The organism is Shinella sp. HZN7 (assembly GCF_001652565.1).
GTDB classification, from domain to species: Bacteria; Pseudomonadota; Alphaproteobacteria; order Rhizobiales; family Rhizobiaceae; genus Shinella; species Shinella granuli.
The window spans coordinates 4450226-4471608 of the sequence record NZ_CP015736.1 but is presented as its reverse complement, the minus strand read 5'-3'; the positions used below and the strand labels follow the sequence as shown (position 1 = coordinate 4471608).

Below are 21383 nucleotides of genomic sequence, written 5' to 3'. Positions count from 1 at the left end.
TTGCGCCCCGCGGATGCTATCGCAGCCGCGGAGCAATTCCGGCAAGAATGCCTGAGCGTTTTGCATCCGGGATTGCCGCAAAGCCAAGGGCGGGAGCAACGCCGATGACCACAGAACTCACCATCCGCCGGCCGGACGACTGGCACCTGCACCTGCGCGACGGGGCGATGCTCGAAGGCGTGATCGGCGACACCAGCCGGCATTTCGCCCGCGCGATCATCATGCCAAACCTCGTGCCGCCGGTCGTGACCACCACGGACGCCGCCGCCTATCGCGACCGCATCCTCGCCGCCCTGCCCAAGGGCGACCGGTTCGAGCCGCTGATGACGCTCTACCTCACCGAGCATACCGACCCCGACGACGTCGAAGCCGGCTATGAAAGCGGCCTGATCCGCGCCGTCAAGCTCTACCCGGCCGGCGCGACGACCAATTCCCATGGCGGCGTGCGCGACATGGACAAGGCGATGCCCGTGCTGGAGCGCATGGCGAAGATCGGCCTGACGCTCTGCGTCCATGGCGAGGTGACGACGCCGGACGTCGACATCTTCGACCGCGAGGCCGTGTTCATCGAGACCGTGCTCGACCCCTTGCGCCAGCGCCTGCCGGAACTGCGCGTCACCATGGAGCATGTGACGACGAAGAACGGCGTCGACTACATCAAGGCGTCGAAGGCCAATCTCGCCGGCTCGATCACCACGCATCACCTGATCATCAACCGCAACGCCATCCTCGTCGGCGGCATCAAGCCACACTACTATTGCCTGCCCGTCGCCAAGCGCGAGGAGCACCGGCTGGCGCTGCGCGCCGCCGCCACCTCGGGCGACGGGCGTTTCTTCCTCGGCACCGATTCGGCACCGCATGTCGATCCGCTGAAGGAATGCGCCTGCGGCTGCGCCGGCATCTACACCTCGATCAACACGATGAGCTGCCTTGCCCATGTCTTCGAGGAGGAAGGCGCGCTCACCCGGCTCGAGGCCTTCGCCTCGCTGAACGGACCCGCCTGGTATGGCCTGCCGGCCAACGAAGAAACGATCCGCCTCGTCAGGCGGGCGGAACCCGTCGCCTTCCCGGCGAAGATCGAGACGGGCGCGGGGCCGGTGACGGTGTTCGACCCGATGTTCCCGCTGCACTGGGACGTCGCCTGAGCCATTCCAGCGAACGTGCACGGCGGTCTTGCCTGCCGGGACCTGCGCGGGCAGGAAGGGTCAGATGAAAGGACGGGGCTGCTTCTTCAGCCCCTCCCAGCCGGCCAGCGCCAGAAGACCGTCGCTATCGAGGATTTCGCAGCCCTTGTCCTGCCAGCGCATCAGCCCACGGTCGGCGAGCTTGCGCAGCGTCTTGTTGGTGTGCACGAGCGAGAGGCCGAGCGTATCGGCGACATGCTGCTGGGTGATCGGAATGACCCGCCGCCCGCCATTGACGCCCGCCGAATGGGCGCGCTGGTGGATGAAGGAGAGCAGATAGGCCGTGCGCTCCAGCGCCGAGCGCCGGCCGACGCTGAGCAGGTGTTCGTCGAGGATGCGCTCCTCGTGCGCGGCGATCCAGGTGAGGTCGTAGGCCAGCGAGGCATGACGCTCGAACAGCCGCTCCAGCTTCGAGCGCTCGAAGACGCAGAGCGTGACCGGCGTCAGCGCCTCGACGGAATGGTCCATCTCGCCCATCAGGCTTCCCTGAAGGCCGATGAGATCGCCGGGCATAAGATAGTTCATGATCTGCCGGCGCCCGTCGGGCAGCAGCTTGTAGCGGAAGGCCCAGCCCGACAGCACGGTGAAGAGATGGGCGCTGTGCATGCCCTCGACGAGGATCGTCGCGCCGCGTTCGCTGGAGAGCTCGCCGCTCTTGAACTGCGAGACGAAGTCCAGCTCCCTTGCCGAAAAATCCCGGAAGGTCGAAAGGCTGCGCAGGGGACATTGCTGACAGGGCGTGCGCCATTTGGATTGCTGATTGACCGCCGCACCACCCGCCATCATGCCCCCGCCGGTTTTGATCCTGCCCATCCCCGTGGGCTGAGGCGCAAAACGTCGCGCATGCGCCGTTGTTCCATCGCACCGGCACTATGTCTTTTTTAAATGACACTCCCGGGGTGCAGGCCCACAGTCCGCCTCCTGAATCGCCCCTCCCGGCGGCTCCATATGGACAAGGAGTCCGGCGCCATGAGCCATTCACTTCCGCACATCCTGATCGCCGAACGCGAGTTCCTGATTGCGCTCGACGCGGAATATCTGATCAAGGCGGCACTGCCTTGCCGGACGACCCTGGTGCGGCCCGAACAGCTCGCCCAGTGGGACACGGCCGCGCTGGCCGATATCGACCTCTGCCTGCTCGACGTGCCGCTCGATGCCACGCAGATCACGCCGCAGATCGAACGGCTGGTGGAAAAGGGCGTGCCGCTTCTCTTCACCACCGTCGGCGACATCCATCGCGACGGCGTCGAGGGTTTCGAGGTCATTCCCGTCGTCATGAAGCCGCATGACGCCGAGACGCTCGTCGCACGCGTCAAGGCGCGGTTGCGGCCGAGGCCGCAACCGCCGGAAACGGATCAGAACTGACGGCCAAGCTTGGCGTCGACCGAATGGCCGTTGGCCCCGCGGATCACGAAGTAGAACATGATCAGCGTCCACAGGATGGACTTCTCCGCGCCCATCAGGCCCTCGGCCTGCACGATGCCGTGGAAGTAGACGGTGACGGCAAGAACGATCATCGCCGCAAAGGCGGCGGGGCGCGTGAAGAGGCCGATGGCGATCAGGATGCCGCCGAAGAATTCGGTGGCGGCGAGCAGCGGCGACCAGAAGGCGCCGGGATAGAAGCCGAGGCTTTCCACCATGCCGGCGGCGCCGAAGGGGTTGAGGATCTTGCCGTAGCCGTGCGTCACGAGCAGCAGGCCGGCGGCGACGCGCAGGATCGTTTCCGCGCTTTCACCGAGCGCCGCATAGAGGCCGCCGAGCGAGGGAATGATGAGGCGGGGGCGATGGGTGGCAAGCTCTGTCATGGGATCTCCTGTGAGGATGTTGCAGTGCACCACGTCTCCTTCAGGAATCCGGCTGCGACAAGATGTCCGCCAACAAAACATGATGAATTGAGTTGACAATTCTGTGAGAGGACCGCGAGCGGGCGCGTGCCAAGAGGGCGCCGCTGCTATATGCTTTCGCCATCGACCAGGAGGTGACCATGTCCGGGGAAAAGCCGCGCGTTTCGATTCTCTACTGTACCCAGTGCAACTGGCTGCTGCGCGCCGGCTGGATGGCGCAGGAGCTGCTTTCAACCTTTTCCGACGGGCTCGGCGAGGTGGCGCTCATTCCCGGTACCGGCGGCAATTTCGAGATCCGCGTCGGCGAGGCGCTGGTCTGGGAGCGCAAGCGCGATGGCGGCTTTCCCGGGCCGAAGGAGCTGAAGCAGCGCGTGCGCGACATCATCGAGCCGGGCCGGGACCTCGGCCACACGGACCGCGTCGCCGACCAGGGCTGAAACGGGAACGGCGGGCCGAAGCCCGCCGTCCGCCTGGGATCGCGGCCGTGCCTAGCGATAGGGCGAATAGCACAGGCGATAGACGCCGCCGCCGGCATGGTAGCGGTTGGTGTAGGGGTCGTAGGTGCGGTACCGGTTGGCGCACCAGTTCACATGCGACCGGTTCCCGCCATAGTAGCGCGGCCGCTCGTAGCGCGGGCGATAGTAGCGACGCTCATAGCTGTAGTTCGGGCGATAGTGGCGGCGATAGTAACGGCGGTCGCAGCCGTAGCCATAGCAGAACTGCACCTGCGCCTTGGTGACGTCGCTTTTCGTGTCTACCTTCATATCCGGCACGGCGAGCGGGACGGCCTGGGCCGCCCCCATGGGCGCGATCGCGGAGGCAATCCCCATCACGCAACCGAAAACGAGATTTTGAATCTTCGACATGTGATCCTCACTGTTCTGGCGGGATTTTTCCCTGTCACGTCCCTGCTTTGCATTACGTTCACGCATTTTGTTTTATTCATGTCGCACCGTTCACAGGACCGGACGGCAAGAGACATGGGGTGACCGCATGAGCCTGAAATTCGGAACCAGCGGCCTGCGCGGCCTCTCCGTGGATCTCGAAGGGCCGGCCACCGCACTTTATGCCACCGCCTTTGCCCGCCATCTGCTGGCCGCCGGCAGGGCGCGGCAGGGCGACGAGATCCTGATCGGCCGTGATTTCCGCCCTTCCAGCCCGGCCATCGCGGCCATCGCGATCGCGGCCCTCCGCAAGGCCGGCCTTTGCCCGCGCGACTGCGGCACGCTGCCGACGCCGGCGCTCGCCCTGCTCGGCCTTGCCCGCAAGGCGGCCTGCCTGATGGTGACCGGCTCGCACATTCCCGCCGACCGTAACGGCATCAAGTTCTACCGGCCGGACGGCGAGATCGACAAGGCGGACGAGGCCGCCATCACCGCGGCCGCGGCGGCGATTCGCAACGAAGGCACGGACCTTCCCGCCACGCCGGAAACCGCCGACGACCTTCATGACGCCGCCATGGCGCTCTACACCGCACGCAACCGCACGCTGTTGCCCGAGCGGGCGCTGGCCGGCCTTCGCATCGGCGTCTACCAGCATTCGACGGTGGCGCGCGACCTCTTCGTTTCCGTGCTCGCCCATTACGGCGCGGATGTCGTTTCGCTCGGCCGCTCGGAGCGCTTCATTCCCGTCGACACGGAGGCCGTCTCCGCGGAAACGATCGCCCTGCTGCGGGATTGGGCCGTGCAGCACGGGCTTGCCGCCATCATCTCCGCCGACGGCGACGGCGACCGGCCGCTCGTCACTGACGAGACCGGCACGCCCCTGCGCGGCGACCTCGTCGGCCTCATCGCCAGCCGCTTCCTCGGCGCCACGACGATCGCGACACCCGTCACCTCCAATTCGGGCATCGAGGCCGCCGTTTCCGGCACGGTGCTGCGCACCCGGGTCGGCTCGCCCTTCGTGATCGCCGCCATGAGTGCGGCGGTCGCGGCCGGCGGGACGGCGGTCGCCGGCTTCGAGGCCAATGGCGGCACGCTGACGGCGACCCCCTTTGCCGTGAACGGCCACACGCTCGCCGCGCTGCCCACGCGCGACAGCCTGATGCCGGTGCTCGCCGTGCTGGCGCTCGCGGCGGCGGAAGGGCGGCCGCTTTCGGCGATCGCCGCCGGCTTCGCCCTGCCGGCCGCGGCCAGCGACCGCCTGGAGAACATGCCGGTGGAGACCAGCGCGGCCCTGATGGCGGACCTGCGCTCGGGCGCCGGACCGCTGGCCGCCTTCCTCGCGCCGATCGGCGTTCCGACGAAAGTGAGCGACATCGACGGGCTGCGCGTCACGCTGGAGGACGGCAGCGTCATCCATTTCCGCCCCTCCGGCAACGCGCCGGAAATGCGCTGCTACGTGGAAGCGCAGAGCGAGGCCGCCGCCGCGCGCCTGCTTGCGGCCGGGCTGGAACGGATCCGCGCCTGGGCCGTGAGCCACTGAGCCTTTCCCCCGCCCCGCCTCTCCCCACAAAACCGCCGCCGGCTTTCGTGGAAAAGACAGTTTTTGCCAAGCTGTTGCGAAAACTTCAAAAAGCCTGTTGACACCGGCGAGCGGTCCTTCTACATGCCTCTCCGTCGCCCAGATGGCGGAATTGGTAGACGCGCAGGTTTCAGGTACCTGTGCCGCGAGGCGTGGAGGTTCGAGTCCTCTTCTGGGCACCATTCCAAACGCAGAAATGCGCATGAATGCAATTGGACAGGCACGCTACCAACTTGGCCAGTCCACCTTTTAGCCCCCCCTAGAAGATTACGACAGGACACTGCTTGCAGTTTCGTTACCGAGGCGGCGAGCATTCAGGCTTGGCCTTGATGAGCTTTTGTCACGCTTGTCCGGGATTGCCAGATAGGGCGAATCATCCCTAAAGGGACTGCAATAGGCCTCGGGCGGCCTTAGTGGTGACGATTGGCGTTCCTTCACGTCAACACGCCATTGCAATCGGAAATCGTCCTTGCGCAACCCGTAATTTGTTTCGCCCATTGATGCGGCATATGCCGCCCGCCCTCGCATATTGATACCGGACCAACCGGTTCCCGCCCTTTTACGGCCTCCGAAAATTCTTGCCTTCGCACCGAGGGCTTCCCCCTCGCGCACGCGTACTGGTCGCAAGACTCCATTATGTGACTATAGGGCAACACTGGAAGGCGAAGCTCCCCTGCGCTCGAATAAGCTCTTACCGCCACGCGTTTACGATGCAGACAGGTGGTGCACTGCCGTTCTAGACGTAGGGGAACGAAATGACGAACCTATCAGTCGTAAGGGCTTATCGAGATCATCCGGGGCGTGAACTGTTGGCTCTTGTCCCGATCTATACGACCGTATCCGACGTGCCGGATCAGGTTTTCGTAGACGAAGCGAAACGAAGGCTGCAACCCAGGCTCAACGCCGCAGAGGTCGAGAAGATGCTCTTCAAAGTCGAGCACACGGGTCCGGCTTACCGGTGCGCTCCTGCTGGCTAGTCAACGAGTTTGTCCGTCCTGCCTCTCGCCATGAAGCTGGATGATCTGGTTGAGCAGTAGGGACCAATTCTCAGCTTCAACCTTGGATATGCCCCAGAGAAGATAGAACTTCCCGTCGACCTGGATTTCAGCAGGCCCACCGCGCTTGGCGTCTACAACGTGCCAAGCGCCATTCTCGTCCTGGCCCAGGTGAAATCGAGAGAGGCTTTCCATCGACCGAGCATACACCCAGCGGAGCGCCTGAAGAAGGAGGCGAGGCATCCGCCCTTTGCCGTAGGGCGAGATGGCGGCCTCCCTTAAAACCAATGCCACGCCATCCAGAAGCAGGCGTAGGCAACGACGCCGATGACGAAGCAAAGCGCAATCTGCCGAGCCATGACGCAACACCTCCCCCTGTTCGACCAGGGAAGAATGGAACGTGTGACCGCGGGAGTCGAGATTATTCCTTGGTCGGCTTCACGAGCGAGATGACGCGCGGCTTCGATGGGGCATCAAGCCATTCGATCCACTTGTCCCTTTCCTCGATCGTGTCGAAGAACCGCCAGAGTTTGTAGCCTTCCTCCGTGGTCTCCAGCATCTCGCCAAGGGACACGAGTTCCAAAGGAAGCGCCACTTCATTGCCGTCGAAGCGCACGAAATAGATGCTCTCGGCAGCAAGGCGGATAACCTGCCCGGTGCCATAGCTTCCATCGAGGTCGTCGACCGTGAAGTACATGCCGGTCAGTGTGTCGAAGATTTTGTCGCTCATGGGTATCCAATGCCAGTCCTGAAAATGCCGGCACGAGAGATTTGCCGCAGGCCATGGCCAAAGGCAAGAGTGCGACGGACGCCTATAGAAGCCGGTCTCTCAAACCACACGACGACAATACCGCACGGTTGAGAAAGGAGAGGATTTCCGCCGGCATGCGCGAGCGCCCCCCATGGGCGGCCGGAGAGAGGTACCCTCCGGGTGGGGAACTTAGAACGCCGAGCATGCCGGAGATCCAGGCGGCATCACATTTTCGATGGCACTTCCTCACCCGGCACGGGCGTAATGTCCGGGGCCTCTTCGGGCACGACATCCGGCCCGGGCTCTTCAATCGGGCGCTCCGGAATATCGGGCAAAGAGTCTGGTGTCTCTTCTGGGGGAACTTCCAGGGGCTTCTTCGGGTCCTTCGGGTCACTGGCCATGGCAGTCTCCTTTCTGACACACCAACCGCCCGCTGCCAGCATTGTTCCCCGATGCGAGGCGCCTCTGGCGCGCTCGACCGAATGGGCTGAAGAAGAAAATTGGTTAGGTGGGAAGCGCGGGCTCGATACTTCAGCGAAGAATTTGCTCGTTGTCGTGCGGTTCACCTCGATACCATCGGCTGCTACGTCGAATGGATGCCGGGATACGCCCCTTGCCCAACTGACTGTTTCATAACGTCTGCTCTACCTTCCCAGGTCGATTTTTCGATCGCGGGGAGGCGGTAATGTCAACGTTGTGGAATGAAGTCCTGGAGCTTGTCAGAGCAAAAGGCAAAAATATTCAAGGCACGGAAGATGACGATCGGCTCGAGGGCGGCGGTGGCAACGACATCATCCGAGCCCGAGGCGGCGACGACGTTGTTAAAGGCGGAAAGGGCAACGACAACATCGACGGGGGCAGCGGTGACGATAAGCTTCACGGTAATGCCGGCAACGACAACATCAAAGGCGGGAGCGGCCGCGACGTAATCAAGGGAGATGCCGGCAACGACAAGCTTTCCGGCGGAGCAGAGAACGACAAGCTGGAAGGTGGGGCTGGCAACGACGCCATCAAGGGGGATGCCGGGGATGACAAACTCTTCGGCGACAAGGGGCGGGACATCCTGTCCGGCGGGACCGGAAATGACTCTCTGAGAGGTGGGGGTAATGACGACACACTTTCAGGTGGCACAGGCGCGGATACCTTCATATTTGGCAAGAGGGAGGGTAACGATACAATCCGCGACTTCAAGGCCGGTACAGACCTCATCGACCTTCGCGGGCAAACATATACGGTCAGCGAGAACAAGGCTGGCTCCGCAGTGCTCGATCTCTCCGAAGGTGGCTCGGTCACCCTAAAGGGCATCGACATGGCCGACGTCAGTTCGGATTGGTTCATCATTGCATGAACGGTTCCAGGACGATTAACTCCCGTCTCCCATTGATATTCAAACGCTCTTGCGCCATCTGCCAAATCATCGGCCTTGTCGCCGCAGTCGGAACGGCACAAGGTTTCACGCAGGATTTCGATGCAAGCGGTCCGGGCGGCCCCAGGACAAGCCAGGATGACCCACAACAGGAGATCAACCGGCTGCGCGCTATCATACGGGAACTGGAGGCTGAGCTTGCAAGGCTGCGCGGCGCCAGGGCCAAGGAAGAGGTTTCAGACCGAAATACCGATCTGATCGGCACGTGGCTGGGCACCGTCGCATGCGGACGACGCCAGTTTACCATCACCTTTTCCGTCGAGGAACAATACGGCCGTATCGGGAAAGGAAAATGGAGCTATAGCGGCGCGGCACGCGGGACGGACGAGGCACAAATAAGCCCGCTGCCCACCCAGGACACGCTAAACTCCTACGCCATAGTCACCGCGCGGGCCGATACCTACGACTACATCGTCCAAATCGACGGGAACACAATCACCGGCAAAGCAAGCCGTCAGAACTGCCAGATTTATCTGGAGCGAGCATAGGCGGTAAATGCCAGTGACGCTCCTTGGCGCGGGGATGCTTGTTTTGCAGGAAGCGCGCTCATGTGCGTCTGGGTCTTCGGATCCCACCGACCGATACCCTGTGCAATCGCTTCGCACTCGGCGAATGACTCGACGAGATCGTTGCTGACGAAGCCATGATGTGGACTGTCACATGGTCATTGTCGCGCGGGTTTGGAAGGTGCCGGGCCAGTTTGGCCCCGAAGGCAAGAAGACTGCCTGAGGCCGGCAAGCCGTCGGTCGTCATTGGCGCTGGCCGGGCTTCATTCCGGCAGCTTTCTCGGCAGCCAGAGCCACGCGACGATACCGGCGATCAGCGTCAGCAGACCGCCGGCGCCGACCGCGATATGCAGGCCGGCGAGGAAGGCTTCCCTGGCTTGCGCCGCGGCTTCCGGGGCGATGCCCGCATGATCGAGCGTTTCATTGAGCGTGCCCGCCACGCCGGGGCCGAATAGGCGGAAGCTGAGGGCCGCCAGCGATCCGAGCAGGGTGATGCCGAGTGCATTGCCCAACTCGTTGCTGGTTTCCGCGATCGATCCGGCCGCGCCGGCCCGCTCGGCCGGAACCGCCGACACCGCGACCTCGGCGACGAGGCTGAACGACAGCCCGTAGCCGATGCCGGCGATGACCGTCGAGGCGATGAAGGCCGCGACGCCGGCCTCGGCGCTGGTGAGCAGCAGCATGAAGACGCCGGCGCTGATGAGCAGATGCGTCGCCACGAGCGCCGCCTTGCGGCCGATCCACTCCACGATACGCGCGGTGCCCACGCAGGTCGCGGTCAGCACGATGGCTCCCGGCAGCGTGAGCAGCGCGGTCGTGAACACGTCGAAGCCGAGCACCGTTTGCAGGTAGATGCCGGACAGGTAGCTGGCTGCGGACCAGACCACGAGGGACAGAAGGCCGGTCAGGATCGCTATGGAGAAAATGCGATCCCGGAACAGGCTAAGATCGAGCAGCGGGTAGTCGATGCGGGTCTGCCGGCGCAGGAACAGCGCGAGGGCGAGGATACCGATGATCCCGCCTGCCGGCTGCATCGCCGTAAGGCCTTCGGCCGCGGCGGTCTTGAGCGACCATGTGAACAGCAGGATGCCGATGAACGACAGCAGGAGGCTCGGCAGGTCGATCCGGCCGTACGTTGTCGAGCGCACCTCGCGCAGCAGGATCGGCGCGACGATCAGGAAGGCGAGCACGACCGGGACGTTGATGAGGAAGACGACGCCCCACGCGAACTGGCGGAGCAGCATGCCGCCGATAAGGGGACCGACGGCAAACCCGGCCGCGAACGTCGCCGCGAAGATGCCGATGGCCCGCGCGCGCAGACGCGGATCGGGAAACAGGGCGCTGACGATGGCAAGGCCGGACGGCAGCAGGGTCGCGCCGCCCAACCCCATGAGGGCCCGTGCGGCGATCAGCATCGACGGCGATTGCGACCAGGCCGCGCCGAGCGATCCTACGCCGAAGATCACCGCGCCGGCCATGATGAGCTTGAGCCGCCCGTAGCGATCGCCGATATTGCCGAAGGCGATCAGCAGCGAACCGACCACGAAGCCGTAGATGTCGAGAATCCAGAGCGCCTGGTCGGCGGTCGGCCGCAGCGCGGAGGTGACGTGCGGCATGGCGAGATAGAGAATAGAGCCGTCCATGGCGACGAGCAGGACGAGCGGCAGCACGGCCATGAGGCCGAGCCATGCGTTTCGATCCACGGAGCGGGGAAGTGTCATATCGGTCATCGGGCACGGATCCTCTGCGAGCGGCGCGCAGGCGTGCCGCTTCGTTCGCCGGGCAAGGCCGGCGAGTGGTTGCGTTGGAAGGGTCTCTTCTATATACTTTTGGTAAGTTACTTTTGGTATATAGAGATGTCAAGCATGCCCGATGACGGTCAGATCGCCGCGAAGCGCGTTCGCCTCAGCCGCGAGCAGCGGCAGCGCCAGCTCCTCGATGTGGCGTGGCGGCTCGCGCGCGAGGAAGGCACCGACGCGCTGACGCTGCCGCGCATGGCGGAGGAGGCCGGTGTCACCAAGCCGGTGATCTACGACCATTTCGGCACGCGCAACGGCTTGCTGACCGCGCTCTATCAGGATTTCGACGCGCAGCAGACGGCGGTGATCGACGCCGCGCTCGAGGCCCGCGAACCGACCCTGGAAGGAACGGCGCGGGTCATCGCCTCGTCCTATGTCGAATGTGTGCTTGTCCAGGGTCGCGAGATCCCCGGCGTGCTGGCCGGGCTTGCCGGCTCCCCCGAGCTGGAGGCGGTGAAACGCGATTATCAACTGGTGTTCATCGAAAAATGCCGGAAGGCCCTGGCCCCGTTCACGGGGCAAAAGGGCATCCTGCAATCCGGCTTCTGGGCGATGCTCGGTGCGGCCGACGCCTTGTCCCATGCGGCCGCAACGGGCGAGATCACGGTCGAGCAGGCACAGGCCGAACTGTATGAGGTCATCGTGGCGATGATCGCCAGGAGCCGTGGATAACCGTTAGCCGGCTATCGGCGGATCGAGCCGCGCAAAGCCCTCCTGCCGGCGATAGGGGAAATGGGGATAGGGCGCGGTGACGGCGCTGGCTTCGTCCAGCCTTGCCACCTGCTCTGGTGTCAGGCTCCAGCCGACCGCGCCGAGGTTCTGGCGAAGCTGTTCCTCGTTGCGCGCGCCGACGATGACCGAGGAGACGGTCGGGCGCTGCAGCAGCCAGTTGAGCGCGACTTGCGGCACTGTCTTGCCGGTTTCCTCGGCTATGGCGTCGAGCGCATCGACAACGCGATAGAGATGCTCGTCCTCCACCGGCGGGCCGAAGCCGGCGGTCTCGTGCAGGCGGCTGCCCTCGGGCAACGGCGTTCCGCGCCGGATCTTCCCGGTCAGGCGTCCCCAGCCGAGCGGACTCCAGACCATCGCGCCAAGGCCCTGATCCGCGCCCAACGGCATCAGATCCCATTCATAGTCGCGCCCGACCAGCGAGTAGTAGACCTGATTGGCGACATAACGCGGCCAGCCATGGCGGTCGGCGACGGCCAGCGATTTCATGATCTGCCAGCCGGAGAAATTGGAGACGCCGACATAGCGGACCTTGCCGGCGCGCACCAGCGTATCGAGCGTCGAAAGCACTTCCTCGACCGGCGTGCCGGCGTCGAAGGCGTGCAGTTGCAAAAGGTCGATATAGTCGGTTTGGAGGCGGCGCAGCGCATCCTCGACGGCCCGGATCAGCCGGAAGCGGGAGGAGCCCGCGTCGTTCGGGCCGTCGCCCATCGGCAGGCCGGTCTTGGTCGAGATCAGCACCGCATCGCGCCGGCCCTTGATCGCTTCGCCAAGCACGGCTTCCGAAGCGCCGTTGGAATAGACGTCGGCCGTGTCGAACAGGTTGACGCCGGCTTCCAGACAGATGTCCACGAGGTGCCGGGCTTCGGCGGCATCCGAATTGCCCCAATTGCCGAACAGCGGGCCGGCGCCACCGAAGGTGCCCGCGCCGAAACTGAGGACCGGCACCTTGAGGCCGGATTTGCCGAGGGGGCGATAGTCCATGAGGAAGCTCCTTAGGGAAGGGGATTGCAGGCGGGCGTCAGCGGGCATGCTTGCCCGCCTCGATGATGTTTCCTTGCCTGGAAGATAGACGCTGCTTATTGGATGAAGTAGCCTGCGCTTGGGAACAGCATTCATGAATTGAATTTAATGAATGCCCATGGAGCCGGCACTCGAAAATTCAGCGGCCTGCCGGGCGAAGTTCTGGAAAGGATCTGGCAGGACATGGGAAGCCCGCATCACAACCGGTCCGGGGAGATGGAAGTGTTCGTGCGCGTGGTCGAGCTCGGCGGCTTCTCGCCTGCCGCGCGTGCCGAGCGCATGACGCCCTCGGCGGTCAGCAAGCTGATCGCGCGGCTGGAATCCCGGCTCGGCGCGCGGCTGCTCAACCGTTCGACACGCCAGCTCCAGCTCACGCCGGAAGGCTGCGCCTTCTATGAGCGGGCGACGCGCATTCTTGCCGATCTGGAGGATGCGGAACGGGTGGCCGGCGCCGGCGAACAGGCGGTGGGGCGCGTCCGCGTCAATACCAGCGCCTCCTACTTCAACCACATCCTCGCGCCCGCGCTGCCGGCGTTTCTGGGACTCCATCCGGGCGTCACGCTCGATATCGTTCAAACGGACGCGGTGGTCGACCTTCTGGCGGAGCGCACCGATGTCGCGATCCGGGCCGGGCCGCTGAAAAGTTCCAGCCTCGTCGCGCGCAAGCTCGGCGAGACGGCACTGATCATCGTTGCCGCGCCGTCCTATCTGGAACGCTGCGGCGAGCCGCGCTCCATCGCCGATCTCGAACGGCACAATCGCCTCGGCTTCGGTTATGCCCGCGCGGTCGACGGCTGGCCGCTCCGGGAAGACGGCGAGACCATCGTCGTGCCGGCGACGGGCCGCGTGCAGGCGAGCGACGGCGAGGGCCTGCGCCATCTGGCGCTGGCCGGCGCCGGCCTCGCCCGCCTTGCCGCCTTCACCGTGCGGGAAGACATCGCCGCCGGACGGCTGGTGGCGGTCCTCCACCATCTCGATGCCGGCGGGAAGGAGGCTTTCCATGCCGTCCATGTCGGCCAGGGCGGCCCGCTTCCCTCACGCGTCCGGGCGTTGCTCGACTTTCTCACGGACCATGGAAAGGTGTCCTGATCCGGCGCGTCAGCCGCGCCGGGCCGCCTCGATCGCGGCGACGTCGATCTTCTTCATCTCCATCATCGCCTCGAAGACGCGTTTGGCTTCATCGCCGCCGGCGGCCATCGCCTCGGTCAGCGTGCGTGGGGTGATCTGCCAGGAGATGCCCCATTTGTCCTTGCACCAGCCGCACACGCTCTCCTCGCCGCCATTGCCGACGATGGCGTTCCAGTAGCGGTCCGTCTCCTCCTGATCGTCCGTGGCGATCTGGAACGAGAAGGCTTCGCTGTGCTTGAAAACAGGTCCGCCATTGAGGCCGATGCAGGGAATGCCGGCGACAGTGAAATCGACCGTCAGCACGTCGCCGGCCTTGCCGGACGGGAAGTCGCTGGGCGCGCGGTGGACCGCGCCCACGAAGCTGTCGGGAAACGTCTCGGCGTAGAAATTGGCCGCGGCCTCGGCATCCTTCTCGTACCAGAGGCATATGGTGTTCTTGGCGATCGTCATCTGCTTTTCCTTTCCTTTTCCTTCCGGTCCAAGCGCCGTGGCTACTGGTTGATCTCGGGCACGACGAGCTTCGTGAGCTTGTCCAGCGAGTCCTGCCAGCCGAGATAGCAGGCCTCGGCGGGGATGATGTCCGGCACGCCCTGCTGCTCGATGTTCACTTCCGTGCCGACCGAGACGGCCTTCAGCTCCACCGTGACCTTCATCTCGCCCGGCAGGTTGGGATCGTCGAAGCTGTCGGTGTAGACGAGGCGCTCGCCCGGGACGAGTTCCAGATAGGTGCCGCCGAAAAAGTGGCTCTCGCCTGTCGTGAAGTTCCGGAACGACATCCGGTGACGGCCGCCGGCCTGCGCATCAAGCTCATGGACGGAGCAGAGGAACCCGTAGGGCGGAAGCCAGCTTGCCACCGCGTCCGGTTCGAGGAACGCGCGATAGAGCTTGTCGGGCTTGACGGCGATGACGCGGTGCAGGCGGATCGTGCTGGGCATGGTGTTCTCCTGTGGTTCGGTTTCATCGGTTTGTTCGATTCGCGGACAGCCAATCGCCGCCCGATGCAGTTAAGACGAACGAAGCAGGGGGAGTCCGACATGACGTCGGAACAAGTTTGCCATCGGTGCGCGACCAGGGCCGTTTCGCTTCCCTTCCGGCAAAACAGAATCTTCCGGCTGCGCCCTTGCGTCATGCGCGCGATAGGCACATAAGCCTGCAAAATAATCATCTGCCTTTTTACGGTCAGGATCATCGTGGCCCCGCCTCAACACGATGCCCACAGAACGGGCAAACTGTCCAAATTTCGACTGTTCGCACCGATTCTTGCCGGCGCCACGCTCAAGGAGCGGCTGATCGGCTGCCTCGGGGCCCTGATCGGCATCTGCCTCACCGGGCTCGTCTGCGGCTTCGTCATGGGGCAGGATCCGCATCTGCCGCTGATCGTCGCGCCCATCGGCGCCTCCGCGGTCCTGCTCTTCGCCGTGCCCGCCAGTCCCCTCGCCCAGCCCTGGTCGATCGTCGGCGGCAACACGATCTCCGCCTTTGTCGGCGTCACCGTCACCACGCTGGTGAAGGATCCGGCCATCGCCATCGGCCTTGCCGTGGCGCTGGCGATCCTCGTCATGTCGCTGACCCGGTCGCTGCATCCTCCCGGCGGGGCGGCCGCGCTCACCGCCGTTATCGGCGGGGCGGCGGTCAGCCGGGCGGGTTTCTGGTTTCCGCTCGTGCCGATCGCGATCAACTCGCTGATCCTCGTGGCGCTCGGCATGATCTTCCACCGGCTGGCCGGGCGGCAATATCCGCACCGCCAGACGATTACGCCCGTCAACACGCACAAGACCGCCGATCCGCCGGCCGCCTTCCGCGTCGGCTTCAACACCGAGGACATCGACGCCGCCATCGCCAGCCTCAACGAGACGCTGGACATCAGCCGCGCCGACCTCGACACGCTGCTGCGCCAGGTCGAACAGCAGGCCCTGCTGCGCCAGCGCGGCGACCTGACCTCGGCCGACATCATGTCGCGCGACGTGGTGACGGTGGCGCGCGATGCGACGGCCGACGAGGCCCGCAGCCTCCTGCTCGATCACGACATCCGCACGCTGCCCGTGCTCGACGCCGACCGGCGCCTTCTCGGCACCGTGGGGCTGCGGGAACTGGCCGCCATGGCGCCGAACGCCCATCTGCCCGTCTCCGAGGCGGCGACCGCCCGCCCCTCGGACCCGGCCATCGGCCTCCTGCCGCGGCTGACGGACGGTTCCATCCATGCCGTCGTCGTCGTGGACGAGGAGCGCCGTGTGGTGGGCATCATTTCCCAGACCGATCTTCTGGCCACGCTCGCGAAAAGCCTCTCCCAGACCGGCCCGACGGGCCTGATGGGCGGCCACGGGCAGGGCATCTGACCATGCCCGGACGATGTCACCCGAGCCTGCCGGCGCCAGACCGGCGGCCTTTCCAAGAGATGTGAGACCGAGACGAAAGGAGTGTCGCCATGGCGACCGTCGACGAGAAGCTTGAACCGATCCTTGCCCAGGTGCTGCAGCGCAATCCTGCCGAACCGGAATTCCACCAGGCCGTGCGCGAGGTCCTGGAAAGCCTCGGGCTCGTCGTCTCCAAACATCCCGACTACCTGACGGATGCGCTGATCGAGCGCATCTGCGAGCCGGAGCGCCAGATCATCTTCCGCGTGCCGTGGGTCGACGACAGGGGCCAGGTGCAGATCAACCGCGGCTTCCGCGTGCAGTTCAACTCGGCGCTGGGACCCTACAAGGGAGGCCTGCGCTTCCACCCGTCCGTCAATCTCGGCATCATCAAGTTCCTCGGCTTCGAGCAGATCTTCAAGAACGCGCTGACGGGCCTGCCGATCGGCGGCGGCAAGGGCGGCTCGGATTTCGACCCGAAGGGCCGCTCGGATGGCGAGATCATGCGCTTCTGCCAGTCCTTCATGACGGAGCTCCACCGCCATCTCGGCGAGCACACCGACGTGCCGGCCGGCGACATCGGCGTCAGCGGCCGCGAGATCGGCTGGATGTTCGGCCAGTACAAGCGCCTGACCAACCGCTTCGAGGCCGGCGTCTTCACCGGCAAGGGGCTGAGCTATGGCGGCTCGCTGGTGCGCAAGGAAGCGACCGGCTATGGCGCGGTCTATTTCACCCGGGCCATGCTCTCCACCAGGGGCACCGATTTCGAGGGCAAGCGGGTCACCGTCTCGGGCTCAGGCAATGTGGCGATCTACGCCATGGAGCAGGCCATCAAGTATGGCGCGAGGGTCGTCGCCTGCTCGGACAGCAGCGGCTACATCCATGATGAAGAGGGCATCGACCTTTCGCTCGTCAAGGAGATCAAGGAAGTGCGCCGCGAGCGCCTGTCCGAATATGCCCGCGCCAAGACGGCCGGCGTGCATTTCATCCCGGCCGGCAAGGGCTCGATCTGGGACGTGCCCTGCGACGTGGCGCTGCCCTGCGCCACGCAGAACGAGCTTTCCGGCAAGGACGCCAAGACGCTGGTCAAGAACGGCGTCATCGCCGTCGCCGAGGGCGCCAACATGCCCTCGACGCCGGAAGCCGTGCGGACCTTCCAGGAATCGGGCGTGCTCTTCGGCCCCGGCAAGGCGGCGAATGCCGGGGGCGTCGCCACCTCGGCGCTGGAAATGCAGCAGAATGCCAGCCGCGACAGCTGGAGCTTCGAGACGGCGCGCGAACGGCTCGGCCAGATCATGCAGGGCATCCACGACCGCTGCGCCGAAACGGCGGAGGAATATGGCGCCAAGGGCAACTACGTGCTCGGCGCCAACATTGCCGGCTTCACGCGCGTCGCCGAAGCCATGCGCGCGCAGGGCGTCATCTGATCGCCCTTCGCCGCGCCTCAGGCAGCCGACGGCCCCGGACCCTGTCCGGGGCCGTTTTCATTGGCCGCCGTGAAGGCGCGCTCGGTGAGGCCGCCGGCGATGACCCGGAAGGGCGCGCGGACCGCTTCTGCCGGCGCTTCCGGCACGGCGCCGCCGGCTGCCGGCTGGAACAGCACCTTTTCCAGGACGATCCAGTCGCGCCGGCCCTCCGGCCGGTCAAAGGTCATCGCCTGGCCTTCGCGCAGGCCGAGCAAGGCAAGGCCGTAGAAGGTCGTGACCGGCAGGAAGGCGCTGCCCGGCGCATAGGTGCCTGGCAGGCACAGCGTGCGGGTATCGCTGAGCCCGCTTTCGCAGCGGAACGTCACGCGCGCATCGATCATCGCGAGATCGGCGGGGATGCGCGCCCCGGCCGGCAGGAGGCCACCCGACAGCTTGCGCTTCAACAGCGCCAGCCATTCCTGCGTCAGCGGCGGCCAGTCGCGCAGCATCTTTTCCAGAACATATCCATCTCTTGCCGTGAGCATAGCGGGATCCCGTCCCATAGCCATTCTCCATCCTGCCCGCGCGCAAGCGCGGCCTGAAAACCCATGGTGGAGACGCCCCCTGGCCGCACCTGCGGCACAGGGGGTCACGATCCTGCGACGAGGCAGCCTCCGATGCGCCCGGACTGGAAGAAGGACAGGAACTTCACGGCAGATACCCTCAGGAGGCCTCGGCCGCATCCGGCACCGCCGCATGCACGGCGATGACGCTGAGGCGCCGCACCTTGCCGTCGCGCGCGGCCCATTCGATCGACTGGCCGGCCGAAAGGCCGAGCAGGGCCGCGCCGACCGGCGTCAGCACGGAGATGCGCTGGCGGGAAATGTCGGCATCCTTCGGGAAGACGAGCTCGGCGGTCTGCGGCGGCTCGTCGTCGATGCGGAACTCGGCGACCGAGCCCATGCGCATGATGCCGGGCGCCATGCGGGCGTCGTCGACGACCTTGGCGCGGTCGAGCTCGACGGCGAGCTGTTCGGCGGCGTGCGGGTCGCGCTCGGCCAGCATGTCGGCAAGGTTCGACAGGCGCGCGTGTTCGGAGCGGGCAATGGTGATGGCAGGCGGACGGATGGCCTTGGTCTTGGTCATGGAAACCTCACGGCGCAGGGTCTTCGCGGCCCGGCGGGCACGCGGAAAATCGAAGTTCAGGGGGAATGTCGCGCTTTTCCGGCGCGGTTTTCGTGCAGAAACGAAACCGCTATTGCCCCACGGCCGGGGCGCGACGCGACCAAGCCGAGGGGCTAGTGTCCTGCGAGAGGAAACAACCGTTTCAAGAACCGGGCGATGGATTGCGTCGTGGTCATGCTGCCATGATGGCTTGAGGGCGCGGGCAAAGTCAAGCCGGACCGCCGCGGCGCGGCCGAACGTCGCCCCTGCGACGGTCTGGCGATTTGACAGACGCCAGGTTGGGGCGGAGAACGCCTCATCCCCACACGCAGGAGCCATGTCATGATCGAGGACCTTTTCACCCGGAACAAAACCTGGTCCGCCGAGCGCAAGGCCGAGAAGGCCGACTATTTCGACCGCCTCGCCAATCTGCAGCAGCCGGACTATCTGTGGATCGGCTGTTCCGACAGCCGCGTGCCGGCCAATGTGATCGCCGGGCTGGAGCCGGGCGAGGTCTTCGTGCACCGCAATGTCGCCAACCTCATCCATCCGGCCGATCTCAACATGCTGTCCGTGGTCGAATATGCCGTGCACCAGCTCGGGGTGAGGCACATCATCATCTGCGGGCACTATGGCTGCGGCGGCATCCGCGCCGCCGTCAGCGGCGAGCGCTTCGGCCTCATCGACCATTGGCTGCAGCCGGTCCGCGACGTGGCGGACCGGCGCTTCGCATGCCGGGAATGCACGCCCTGGAGCGATGCCGACCTCGACCGGCTCTGCGAGGCCTCGATCGACGCGCAGGTGGAGCGGCTTGCCCGCACGCCCACCCTCCAGGCAGCCTGGCAGGCCGGCCGCGACGTTTCCATCCACGGCTGGGTCTACGGCTTGAAGGACGGGCTGCTTTCTGATCTCAAATGTACGGTGAAAGGTGGCCAGGGAGGGCAAGCCCATGCCGGTGGAGATCAAGCGCATCTATGACGAACCCGATCCGGCGGACGGGACACGCATCCTCGTCGACCGGCTCTGGCCGCGCGGCCTTTCCAAGGAGAAGGCCGGCTTCGACCTCTGGATGAAGGATGTGGCGCCCTCTTCCGCCCTGCGCAAATGGTTCGACCACAAGTCGGAGCGCTGGCCGGAATTCCAGGCACGCTACCGGGAGGAGCTGCAGGGCAATCCGGCGCTGGAGGACCTCAGAGAACGCATCGCCGCCGGCACGGTCACGCTGCTCTACGGCTCGCGCAACCGGGATTTCAACCATGCGGCCGTGCTGGCCGATGTGCTGAGGAACGGGATCTAGGGCCTCCGCCCCTTCCGGCGATGACTGCAAGATTCTTGCTGGCAGGCTGCAAGAGAATTCATTTGTCACGGACCGGCAAGCCGGCCATTTTCTCCTCGTAACATGAGGAGCAGGCATCGATGTCCGAGCGAACGGCGATCGAGGTTCAACCGGAAACCGTTGCCGCGGCGCATGGCGTTGCGAGCGACGCCGCCTTCGGCGCGGTGGCCCCGCCCCTCTACCTTTCCACCACCTACGAATTTGCGGATTTCGACACGCCGCGCGCCTATGACTATGGCCGCGTCGGCAATCCGACGCGCGATCTCCTGGCGGATGCCATCAGCAGGCTGGAGGGCGGGGCCGGCGCGGTAATGACGCCGAGCGGCATGGCGGCCGTCGATCTTCTTGTCGGGCGGCTTGCGGCCGGCAGCCTGGTGCTGGCGCCGCACGACTGCTACGGCGGCACGATGCGCCTGCTCAAGGCGCGCGCCGCGCTCGGCCAGCTCTCGCTGCGGCTGGTGGACCAGTCGGACCTCAATGCCTTCAAGGCGACACTCTGGGATCACCCGGCGCTGGTGCTGATCGAGACCCCGAGCAACCCGCTGATGCGCGTGGTGGACATAGCCGCCCTTGCCGCGCTGGCGAAGGCCGCGGGCGCGCGCGTCGCCGTCGACAACACCTTCCTCTCGCCCGCCTTGCAGAAACCGCTGTCGCTCGGCGCCGACTATGTGCTGCATTCGACGACGAAATTCCTCAACGGCCATTCGGACGTGATTGCCGGCGCGGTGATCGCCGCCGATGCGGAGGAGGCGCGCGGCCTGAAGCACTGGGCCAACGTGACCGGCGCGACGGCCGCGCCCTTCGATTCCTGGCTGACGCTGCGCGGGCTGAGGACCCTCTTTGCCCGCATGGCGGGGCAGGAGCGCAATGCCATGGCGATCGCCGAGCGGCTTTGCGCGCATCCCGCCGTTTCCCGCGTGCACTATCCGGGCCTTGCCGACCATCCGGACCACGCGCTCGCCGCGCGCCAGCAGCAGGGATTCGGCGCGATGATGAGCTTCGAGCTTGCCGGTGGCGTTCCGGCGGTGCGGGCCTTCGTGAAGGGGGTGCGCTGCTTCACCTTCGCCGAATCGCTCGGCGGCGTCGAAAGCCTCGTCGCCCATCCCGCCACCATGACCCATGCCGACATGGGGGCGGAAGCGCGCGGCAAGGCCGGCATCGGCGACGGACTGCTGCGGCTTTCCGTCGGGCTCGAACATGCCGACGACCTGCTGGCCGGGCTCGAAGCCGGTCTTTCGGGCTGTTGAAGTGTTTTCATTCGCAATCGCCCTGCAC

At 65.3% G+C, this 21383-nt stretch carries 25 protein-coding genes and 1 tRNA gene; 14 read left to right on the top strand and 12 right to left on the bottom strand.

Features of this window, described 5'->3' with window-relative positions:
• Nucleotides 1-104 precede the first annotated feature (104 nt).
• Nucleotides 105-1145 carry a dihydroorotase gene (gene pyrC / locus shn_RS21415; protein ID WP_064332203.1) on the top strand — a complete coding sequence of 347 codons (1041 nt, stop codon included), beginning with the start codon at nt 105-107 and terminating at the stop codon, nt 1143-1145.
• Between the two features lie 60 nt (nt 1146-1205).
• Here pyrC and shn_RS21410 read toward each other — a convergent pair whose 3' ends face one another.
• The gene (locus shn_RS21410; RefSeq protein WP_064332733.1) at nt 1206-1967 is read right to left on the bottom strand and encodes a Crp/Fnr family transcriptional regulator; all 762 of its coding nucleotides are present in this window, start codon (nt 1965-1967) and stop codon (nt 1206-1208) included.
• A gap of 186 nt (nt 1968-2153) precedes the next feature.
• Here shn_RS21410 and shn_RS21405 point away from each other — a divergent pair, with 186 nt between their 5' ends.
• Complete coding sequence (locus shn_RS21405) at nt 2154-2549, top strand: response regulator transcription factor (protein WP_145925977.1); 396 nt, start codon at nt 2154-2156, stop codon at nt 2547-2549.
• Here shn_RS21405 and shn_RS21400 read toward each other — a convergent pair.
• The gene (locus shn_RS21400) at nt 2540-2989 is read right to left on the bottom strand and encodes a DoxX family protein (protein WP_064332201.1); all 450 of its coding nucleotides are present in this window, start codon (nt 2987-2989) and stop codon (nt 2540-2542) included. The genes shn_RS21405 and shn_RS21400 overlap by 10 nt on opposite strands.
• 179 nt (nt 2990-3168) lie before the next feature.
• Between shn_RS21400 and shn_RS21395 the strand changes: the two genes are divergently transcribed.
• Entirely contained in the window at nt 3169-3465 is a 297-nt protein-coding gene (locus shn_RS21395; RefSeq protein ID WP_064332200.1) for a SelT/SelW/SelH family protein, read from the top strand.
• Nucleotides 3466-3516: 51 nt separating this feature from the next.
• Here shn_RS21395 and shn_RS21390 read toward each other — a convergent pair whose 3' ends face one another.
• On the bottom strand, nt 3517-3894 hold the full coding sequence (locus shn_RS21390; RefSeq protein WP_064332199.1) for a BA14K family protein: 378 nt from the start codon (nt 3892-3894) through the stop codon (nt 3517-3519).
• Nucleotides 3895-4021: 127 nt separating this feature from the next.
• On the opposite strand from shn_RS21390, the gene shn_RS21385 reads away from it, so the two are divergent.
• Both shn_RS21385 and shn_RS21380 read left to right on the top strand, forming a co-directional pair.
• Nucleotides 4022-5452: a phosphomannomutase gene (locus shn_RS21385; RefSeq protein WP_064332198.1), complete on the top strand. Its 1431-nt coding sequence runs from the start codon at nt 4022-4024 to the stop codon at nt 5450-5452.
• A gap of 136 nt (nt 5453-5588) precedes the next feature.
• Nucleotides 5589-5673, top strand: a tRNA-Leu gene (locus shn_RS21380).
• Between the two features lie 795 nt (nt 5674-6468).
• Here the strand turns inward: shn_RS21380 and shn_RS21375 are convergent.
• From shn_RS21375 to shn_RS36490, 3 genes are all read right to left on the bottom strand, one after another.
• Nucleotides 6469-6852, bottom strand: a complete 384-nt coding sequence (locus shn_RS21375) for a hypothetical protein (protein WP_133035434.1) — start codon at nt 6850-6852, stop codon at nt 6469-6471.
• 55 nt (nt 6853-6907) lie between these two features.
• Nucleotides 6908-7216, bottom strand: coding sequence for a hypothetical protein (locus shn_RS21370; protein WP_064332196.1), 309 nt, complete (start codon nt 7214-7216; stop codon nt 6908-6910).
• A gap of 245 nt (nt 7217-7461) precedes the next feature.
• Complete coding sequence (locus shn_RS36490; protein WP_168168940.1) at nt 7462-7638, bottom strand: hypothetical protein; 177 nt, start codon at nt 7636-7638, stop codon at nt 7462-7464.
• 284 nt (nt 7639-7922) lie between these two features.
• Here shn_RS36490 and shn_RS21365 point away from each other — a divergent pair, with 284 nt between their 5' ends.
• Together shn_RS21365 and shn_RS21360 are read left to right on the top strand one after the other, a co-directional pair.
• Nucleotides 7923-8585 carry a calcium-binding protein gene (locus shn_RS21365; protein WP_064332195.1) on the top strand — a complete coding sequence of 221 codons (663 nt, stop codon included), beginning with the start codon at nt 7923-7925 and terminating at the stop codon, nt 8583-8585.
• A complete protein-coding gene (locus tag shn_RS21360; RefSeq protein WP_145925975.1) occupies nt 8582-9151 on the top strand; it encodes a hypothetical protein in 570 nt (189 codons plus the stop codon). Before shn_RS21365 ends, shn_RS21360 begins: the two co-directional genes overlap by 4 nt.
• 281 nt (nt 9152-9432) lie before the next feature.
• On the opposite strand, the gene shn_RS21355 is transcribed toward shn_RS21360, so the two are convergent.
• Entirely contained in the window at nt 9433-10899 is a 1467-nt protein-coding gene (locus shn_RS21355; protein WP_064332193.1) for an MFS transporter, read from the bottom strand.
• Nucleotides 10900-11025: 126 nt separating this feature from the next.
• Here shn_RS21355 and shn_RS21350 point away from each other — a divergent pair, with 126 nt between their 5' ends.
• Entirely contained in the window at nt 11026-11640 is a 615-nt protein-coding gene (locus shn_RS21350; protein ID WP_064332192.1) for a TetR/AcrR family transcriptional regulator, read from the top strand.
• A gap of 3 nt (nt 11641-11643) precedes the next feature.
• Here shn_RS21350 and shn_RS21345 read toward each other — a convergent pair whose 3' ends face one another.
• A complete protein-coding gene (locus shn_RS21345; protein ID WP_064332191.1) occupies nt 11644-12681 on the bottom strand; it encodes an aldo/keto reductase in 1038 nt (345 codons plus the stop codon).
• Between the two features lie 222 nt (nt 12682-12903).
• Here shn_RS21345 and shn_RS21340 point away from each other — a divergent pair, with 222 nt between their 5' ends.
• Nucleotides 12904-13809, top strand: coding sequence for a LysR family transcriptional regulator (locus tag shn_RS21340; protein ID WP_064332732.1), 906 nt, complete (start codon nt 12904-12906; stop codon nt 13807-13809).
• A gap of 9 nt (nt 13810-13818) precedes the next feature.
• On the opposite strand, the gene shn_RS21335 is transcribed toward shn_RS21340, so the two are convergent.
• Both shn_RS21335 and shn_RS21330 read right to left on the bottom strand, forming a co-directional pair.
• Complete coding sequence (locus tag shn_RS21335) at nt 13819-14298, bottom strand: VOC family protein (RefSeq protein WP_064332190.1); 480 nt, start codon at nt 14296-14298, stop codon at nt 13819-13821.
• 41 nt (nt 14299-14339) lie between these two features.
• Complete coding sequence (locus shn_RS21330; protein WP_064332189.1) at nt 14340-14783, bottom strand: SRPBCC family protein; 444 nt, start codon at nt 14781-14783, stop codon at nt 14340-14342.
• A gap of 249 nt (nt 14784-15032) precedes the next feature.
• Here shn_RS21330 and shn_RS21325 point away from each other — a divergent pair, with 249 nt between their 5' ends.
• Complete coding sequence (locus shn_RS21325; protein ID WP_084438222.1) at nt 15033-16184, top strand: HPP family protein; 1152 nt, start codon at nt 15033-15035, stop codon at nt 16182-16184.
• An 89-nt stretch (nt 16185-16273) separates the two neighbouring features.
• Entirely contained in the window at nt 16274-17629 is a 1356-nt protein-coding gene (gene gdhA, locus shn_RS21320; protein ID WP_064332188.1) for an NADP-specific glutamate dehydrogenase, read from the top strand.
• Nucleotides 17630-17646: 17 nt separating this feature from the next.
• Here gdhA and shn_RS21315 read toward each other — a convergent pair whose 3' ends face one another.
• Together shn_RS21315 and rnk are read right to left on the bottom strand one after the other, a co-directional pair.
• Nucleotides 17647-18153: a hypothetical protein gene (locus tag shn_RS21315; protein WP_064332187.1), complete on the bottom strand. Its 507-nt coding sequence runs from the start codon at nt 18151-18153 to the stop codon at nt 17647-17649.
• Nucleotides 18154-18331: 178 nt separating this feature from the next.
• Nucleotides 18332-18754 (bottom strand): nucleoside diphosphate kinase regulator, encoded by a 423-nt coding sequence (gene rnk / locus shn_RS21310; RefSeq protein ID WP_064332186.1) that lies wholly within the window; start codon nt 18752-18754, stop codon nt 18332-18334.
• A 360-nt stretch (nt 18755-19114) separates the two neighbouring features.
• Between rnk and shn_RS21305 the strand changes: the two genes are divergently transcribed.
• The 3 genes from shn_RS21305 to metB all read left to right on the top strand — a co-directional run bounded on the left by shn_RS21305 (nt 19115) and on the right by metB (nt 21355).
• A complete protein-coding gene (locus shn_RS21305) occupies nt 19115-19750 on the top strand; it encodes a carbonic anhydrase (RefSeq protein WP_064332185.1) in 636 nt (211 codons plus the stop codon).
• Nucleotides 19722-20069 carry a DUF488 domain-containing protein gene (locus tag shn_RS21300; RefSeq protein WP_064332184.1) on the top strand — a complete coding sequence of 116 codons (348 nt, stop codon included), beginning with the start codon at nt 19722-19724 and terminating at the stop codon, nt 20067-20069. The genes shn_RS21305 and shn_RS21300 overlap by 29 nt, the downstream gene beginning before the upstream one ends.
• A gap of 119 nt (nt 20070-20188) precedes the next feature.
• Nucleotides 20189-21355 carry a cystathionine gamma-synthase gene (gene metB / locus shn_RS21295; protein ID WP_064332183.1) on the top strand — a complete coding sequence of 389 codons (1167 nt, stop codon included), beginning with the start codon at nt 20189-20191 and terminating at the stop codon, nt 21353-21355.
• The last annotated feature ends 28 nt before the right edge of the window (nt 21356-21383 follow it).